The organism is Marinobacter alkalisoli, assembly GCF_045449855.1.
Lineage (GTDB): Bacteria > Pseudomonadota > Gammaproteobacteria > Pseudomonadales > Oleiphilaceae > Marinobacter.
The window spans coordinates 1-5,279 of record NZ_JBJJLC010000051.1 but is presented as its reverse complement, the minus strand read 5'-3'; the positions used below and the strand labels follow the sequence as shown (position 1 = coordinate 5,279).

Annotated in this window: 10 protein-coding genes; all 10 read right to left on the bottom strand. The window is 51.6% G+C overall.

All coding sequences use genetic code 11. From position 1 onward, the window contains the following. On the bottom strand, positions 1 to 759 hold a 759-nt coding region (locus ACJO5Y_RS18270; RefSeq protein ID WP_406989219.1), incomplete at its 3' end, for a transposase. Between the two features lie 166 nt (positions 760 to 925). Then, positions 926 to 1,219, bottom strand: coding sequence for a HigA family addiction module antitoxin (locus ACJO5Y_RS18265; protein ID WP_099620049.1), 294 nt, complete (start codon positions 1,217 to 1,219; stop codon positions 926 to 928). Next, on the bottom strand, positions 1,219 to 1,497 hold the full coding sequence (locus ACJO5Y_RS18260; protein WP_406989216.1) for a type II toxin-antitoxin system RelE/ParE family toxin: 279 nt from the start codon (positions 1,495 to 1,497) through the stop codon (positions 1,219 to 1,221). Before ACJO5Y_RS18260 ends, ACJO5Y_RS18265 begins: the two co-directional genes overlap by 1 nt. 134 nt (positions 1,498 to 1,631) lie before the next feature. Continuing rightward, on the bottom strand, positions 1,632 to 1,985 hold the full coding sequence (locus ACJO5Y_RS18255) for a hypothetical protein (RefSeq protein ID WP_406989215.1): 354 nt from the start codon (positions 1,983 to 1,985) through the stop codon (positions 1,632 to 1,634). Positions 1,986 to 2,078: 93 nt separating this feature from the next. Beyond that, positions 2,079 to 2,492 (bottom strand): GNAT family N-acetyltransferase, encoded by a 414-nt coding sequence (locus tag ACJO5Y_RS18250; RefSeq protein ID WP_406989214.1) that lies wholly within the window; start codon positions 2,490 to 2,492, stop codon positions 2,079 to 2,081. A 90-nt stretch (positions 2,493 to 2,582) separates the two neighbouring features. Then, positions 2,583 to 3,191 carry a hypothetical protein gene (locus ACJO5Y_RS18245; RefSeq protein ID WP_406989213.1) on the bottom strand — a complete coding sequence of 203 codons (609 nt, stop codon included), beginning with the start codon at positions 3,189 to 3,191 and terminating at the stop codon, positions 2,583 to 2,585. A 118-nt stretch (positions 3,192 to 3,309) separates the two neighbouring features. Further along, positions 3,310 to 3,654 carry a hypothetical protein gene (locus tag ACJO5Y_RS18240; protein ID WP_406989211.1) on the bottom strand — a complete coding sequence of 115 codons (345 nt, stop codon included), beginning with the start codon at positions 3,652 to 3,654 and terminating at the stop codon, positions 3,310 to 3,312. A gap of 138 nt (positions 3,655 to 3,792) precedes the next feature. Next, on the bottom strand, positions 3,793 to 4,326 hold the full coding sequence (locus ACJO5Y_RS18235) for a hypothetical protein (RefSeq protein WP_406989210.1): 534 nt from the start codon (positions 4,324 to 4,326) through the stop codon (positions 3,793 to 3,795). Positions 4,327 to 4,412: 86 nt separating this feature from the next. Next, positions 4,413 to 4,799, bottom strand: a complete 387-nt coding sequence (locus ACJO5Y_RS18230) for a tautomerase family protein (RefSeq protein WP_406989208.1) — start codon at positions 4,797 to 4,799, stop codon at positions 4,413 to 4,415. An 87-nt stretch (positions 4,800 to 4,886) separates the two neighbouring features. Then, entirely contained in the window at positions 4,887 to 5,111 is a 225-nt protein-coding gene (locus ACJO5Y_RS18225) for a hypothetical protein (RefSeq protein WP_406989199.1), read from the bottom strand. Positions 5,112 to 5,279: the final 168 nt, after the last annotated feature.

Genomic DNA, 5,279 nt, shown 5'->3' with positions numbered 1-5,279 from the left:
CGTGCCCTTGCTGGTGGTCATCTTGGCGCTTTCGTTATCGGTTATATTGCTCTTCACTTCCTTGCTCCGCTTCCCCCGGCCCATCCTTGGGCGGTTCGTCTTTAGGAAGCAGTTCACTTTCTTCAGGGATTCGTCCAGGGAGAGGACCGTCTTTGCCCGGCGGATATCCCGGTCCAGTTCGGCCTCGGTGGCCGCCTCATCCCGTTCATGGTGTTCCTTCAGGTGAAGGCGGATCAGTCGTCGCAGCTTTTTCCGTTTCTCTTCCAGTTCCTTGAAGGTGCCGGACCATTCCTTGGCGGCGTTGGAGGGCATCTTGCAGCCATCGATGGCGAAGAGTTCGTTACCCAGTAACCCCTGTTCGTGGCACACCAACAACACCTGCTCGAACAGTTCTTCAATCTCATCCGAGTGGCGGCTGACGAACTTCGCCAGGGTGGTGAAGTGGGGAACGGTATCGCAGGACAACGCCTTGAAGGTGATGTTGGTCTCGCAGCACCACTGTATTTCCCGGCTGGAGGTGATGCCCCTGGAATAAGCAAACAGGATGATCTTCAGCAGGATGGCCGGATCGTAGGCCAGCCGGCCGGTGTCTTCGTTGCGGTACTTGGGATGGAAGACCGACAGGTCCAGCTTGTGCTCGATCAGGTAGTGCACCGCGTGTTCGAAGGTGCCGGGCTGAAGCTGGTCCTGGTAGTTGATCACGACCATGGCGTTCTGGTCGGGGTTGTAGGGTCTGAAACGGGGTTTGGCTTGAGGCATCTGACGACTCCTTGTCCGTTTGCCTGATCCTATCAAACCGCTGCGGGATTTTTGAGTTTTTCTACAGCCTCAACGCCGTTGTTCAGCGGCAGCCTTGGCAGAGCGAAGCGGCGACAAGGCTGTCCGGTGGAGGGCCGTCCGGCCCGGAACGTACTGGAACTATTGGTTAAGCTGCTTCGAAATCCAGAGGATGAATTCCATCCAGATTGACTGTACTGCGCGCCACCCAGAGATCATACATATCCTGCATCGCCAACCAGCTCTCAGGGGTGCGCCCGAGAACCTTGGACAGCCGAAGAGACATTTCCGGGCTAATCCCACTATCCCCTTTGAGCAATCGAGACAAAGTGGAAGGTGAAACGCCCAGACTGGAAGCAAGCTGACGGGAACTGATTCCGAAAGGCGCCAGGTACACCTCCCGAATGAATTCACCAGGATGTGGCGGATTATGCATAGTCATTAGTGATAATCCTCATAATCTAGTATGTAGGCATTGCCGTCCTGAAATTCGAACGTCATGCGCCAGTTTCCGTTTACCCAAATCGACCACCGCCCCTTGTCTTTGCCCTTCAATGGATGAAGCCGAAAACCGGGGATATCCATGTCTTCCACTGAAGTGGCGGTCTCTAGAGCAGCAAGCTGCATGCGCAGCTTCTTGGCGTGGTCAGACTGTATGCCAGCCGTGCTGCCGGTCGAGTAGAACCGTTTCAGTCCTTTGTGACGGAATGATTTAATCATGAGGCAATGCTAGCATGTTGCGCATCACGCAACAACAGAGCTTAACGCCGCTCAGCACGCGCGGTTACGGAATGGAGGCGTAGCCGCAATGTAGTAGCCGTCGCCGTGACTGGCCTTGTTAGGCATCCACCTAGTTATCGGTTTCGACATTTGGATTGACCACGCACAGTGATGCAGAAAAACAAGGACTCTGGCGATGTTGGGTTCTCTGCAGCCCAACTATTGGCATCCTCAGGCATTGTCGCTCTGCAAACCGCTGCTGCTTCGGCTATTGAGAGCTCCTCAAGGCTAACTGTACCTTGCGGCGCACTACCATGACCTACGCGACCATCTGGTGTTTTTACCCAACCTTCCCAGCCCAATATTTGTCGTCCATGACACTCAAGGTAGTCAACTGCCTCAAGAGCTGCATCAAGAGACAACACAATTTCTCTCTCTGATATTGAGAGAGCAGCCAAGTGGGGAGGCAAAAAATCTAAAGCTGACATTGCTTCTCCATAGTGCCTAACGCCGCTCAGCACGCGCGGCTTTGGAATGGAGGCGAAGCCGCAATGTAAAAGCCGTCGCCGTGACTGGCATGGTTATAAATCAGTTACACCGGTGCTCATGAGAGCACTATTTCCAGAGAACCCAAACCTTTCGTACAACCCGTGCGCATCACGGGTTTGCAACACCATTTGGGTGCCCTTAATGGCCGGGTGGGCGGCCAAACACTCCATGATCCACTTACCAAGACCCGCACCCCGATACGCAGGCTCAATCACGATGTCCGCCACCCAAGTAAACGTAGCACTGTCAGTGACTGCGCGCCCAAAACCAATTTGCTCCGTTCCATAATAAAGGCTGAAACAAATAGAACCAGCAACCATGCGCTCCACCACCTCGAAAGGGCGACGGCTTCCCCAATACGTTGCTGCCAGTAGACTGTGCACTGTATTGAGCTGAACCTGAGCTCTGTCATCGGTGATTAAGTATTCGTCCTTGCGCCACTCCATTAAGGGCTACTCCCTGATTTATAACGCTCGCCATCACCGGTGACAAAACTAGAGCGAAGCGAAGGTTTTGGCATCCGGTGGATGGCCTGGTTATGCATGGCACTGGGTTGGCTCAATAGAAAACTCATAAAACCGCCCCTTCACATGCAGCTTGTCGATCTCAATCATAATTCCACGAACAGCTTCTTCGCAGATATCGACCGTCTTTTCAATTTCTGTTGATAGCCGATCGATGTAGTTGCGAGCCTGTTCCATATCACCCACTTCAAAGTTTTTTGATTTGAAATGTACGAGGCTGTTTCTCTGCTTAATCACGGACTTCATGTTGCCGTACGCTGAGCAATCGGTCGGGAAGTCTTTCCCCGTAACTAGCTTGGTGGCAATGACAAGACGAGAAGGTACATCCAGTTTTTCGAGGTGCTTTCTAGTGTACGCATCACCTAAGTGAGTTGCTGCATAGTCGTAGGAGAAAGCTTCCAAACACATAGCGGCAGAGATAACTGGGGCGACAACTGCCTGTTCCTTTTTCTCTTCCAAAACAGCCAAGTTCATTCGCGCGATATGCGCTTCTTCGTCCGGAACGTGTCCGGTCTCTAATTCATTGATGTCAGCAAGAATTTTTCGGTAGGTGTCTATCTGGGCGAGACACAAAGAAAAATAAGTTTTCTGCATGCTTACCCTGTACGTTTTGTCGAACATACCCCCTCCCTGCATAACGCTGAGCACAGCGGCACCCTTGGAATGGAGGCGGAGCCGCAATGGAAAGGGTGTCCGGCGGCCATCGGCCGCGAACTGCTGCGCCTTGTTAATTGTGGAGTTACGAGGCAACGCCAAACCGCCGGTGCATCGCAACATGGACTAAGCCAATGTACGACTTGTAGGTGCGACTAACCTGGAACAAAACGAGCAGGTAAATGCCCACCGCCACAGCAGCACCAAGTGGAACCTTGCCCGCCAAAATATCACTCACTGCTCCAGGAAAAAGCGGAGCCAAGTTAGCAAACAAGTACCCTATCTGAAGGACGACCCAGCCCAACACAAACAAGGCTGCTCGATAAATCCATTTGTTCGGCCTGGTGACCAGAGTTACGAGCAACAGCGTTGACACAAACAGCAAGCTTTTCACATCAAGTTCCCCTATCGAATAACTTGAAGAAAGCATAGCAAACTATCGCCGCACTCAGTGAACCTGCAATTAACGCCCTTGTTCAGCGGCAGCCTGCGGCGAAGCCGCGTCTAGGCTGTCCGATGGAGGCACCGAAGGTGCCGGAATGTACTGGAACAGTTGGTTAGGCATATTTCAATACGCTTCACGCTCTTCGTTTAACGCTTTCCAATTTGAGTAGCTTTTACGTCCTTCATTTAGAGCTTTCAAACACCCTTCCTTTGTTTCAACTAGGCTAGAACTGCGGATAGCTAGTATAGATTTTTCTATAGCGTTGAAATAGGCATTGTAGCCCATTGCTGGCTCATCGATGAATGCAGATCCGCAGAGTTCTTCCACAGAGAATCCAAGTTTCCCATTCTCCTGATACTGAAGAATTCTCGCTGGAGCGGAAATAAGAGCTAACGCAAAAGATTCCCTTAACATTGTTGTAACTCCCGCGTCTGATTCTTCACGCAGGGCTAGACCTACCTCTAACCACCGCTCATCACCAGATGCAACGCTATCCAAGACATCACCAAATTCTGGGGAGTTCCAGATATCGGATAGAACAGCCCGAGCACCTTCCGAATTGATGCGAGCCTCTAGCTTAGATAGAGTTTCACCCGCAGCTAGTACCGGAAAGGCTACACAATGTATTAAAATTAAAAATATGGTGATGACTTTCATATCGCGCCTAACGCAAAGCTAAGCGGCGGCCCGTCAGGGACGTCCGGTGGACGGCCGTCAGGCCGGGAACGTACTTGAGCGATTTGTTACACATTGACTGAGTACTTGAGGTCACGTGCCTCGTCTCCAGTCATGCCCCGAAATCCCCAGCAATGGGCAGGTTGCTCCTTAATTGTCACTTCGATGTCCACAGGTGATATGCCAACCACAGACTCAATCTTGCTGAAGAGCTCCTTGATCAGAGCTTTTTGGGTCTCGGGAGCCCGCCCCTGCATCATGTTGATCTCGATGGCAGTGTAGGCTGGAGTTCTGCCACCTGGGTAATAAAAATCCTCGGCATCCATCGGGATAAAACGATGAGCCCGCTTATCTTCCGGCATTCCGAGTACGGACTGCATGCATCCGTGAATGACTTCGGAGAGCTGAGTCTTGACCGGGTTAAGGTGTTCTTTGATTCCATAGATGACTATCACGATGCCTCCTGCAATGTGTAACGCCAAGCACAGCGGCGCCACGTCAGTGGCGTCCGGCGGCCACAGGCCGCGAACTGATGCGCCTTGTTAAGAATTTTCGCCATTCCCGAATAGCGCCCTGTTGCGCAAAAAAACCACGACTGCAAAAACAATGAAGCCTAACCCCATTAAAAACGGCAAGCTGACAATCCCGCCACCTGAGAAGTATCCAAAACCCGAAAACAAGAGCCCCATGAACAAGTAAAAAACCGGCGCGATTATCGTATTTTTGGGAGCAGCAGCGTACATCTTGGCGTTGTTTTCAATAATCATGTTCATGGCCTCGACTTGAGACTCATGCTGATTTTTGCACGCAAGACCATAAGTTAAATCAGTGGCACAGTTCGAGCAAAGGCCTTTGCTACAGCATTTGCATGTACCAACTGCCGCCACTCCTGAATGGTTAAAACAGTCCATGAATCTCCTAAATTCTTAACGCCA

Coding starts and splice junctions, on each gene's coding strand:
- ACJO5Y_RS18265 (WP_099620049.1), bottom strand. CDS start 1,219: ATGACTATGCATAATCCGCCACATCCTGGTGAATTCATTCGGGAGGTG.
- ACJO5Y_RS18260 (WP_406989216.1), bottom strand. CDS start 1,497: ATGATTAAATCATTCCGTCACAAAGGACTGAAACGGTTCTACTCGACC.
- ACJO5Y_RS18255 (WP_406989215.1), bottom strand. CDS start 1,985: ATGTCAGCTTTAGATTTTTTGCCTCCCCACTTGGCTGCTCTCTCAATA.
- ACJO5Y_RS18250 (WP_406989214.1), bottom strand. CDS start 2,492: ATGGAGTGGCGCAAGGACGAATACTTAATCACCGATGACAGAGCTCAG.
- ACJO5Y_RS18245 (WP_406989213.1), bottom strand. CDS start 3,191: ATGTTCGACAAAACGTACAGGGTAAGCATGCAGAAAACTTATTTTTCT.
- ACJO5Y_RS18240 (WP_406989211.1), bottom strand. CDS start 3,654: ATGCTTTCTTCAAGTTATTCGATAGGGGAACTTGATGTGAAAAGCTTG.
- ACJO5Y_RS18235 (WP_406989210.1), bottom strand. CDS start 4,326: ATGAAAGTCATCACCATATTTTTAATTTTAATACATTGTGTAGCCTTT.
- ACJO5Y_RS18225 (WP_406989199.1), bottom strand. CDS start 5,111: ATGATTATTGAAAACAACGCCAAGATGTACGCTGCTGCTCCCAAAAAT.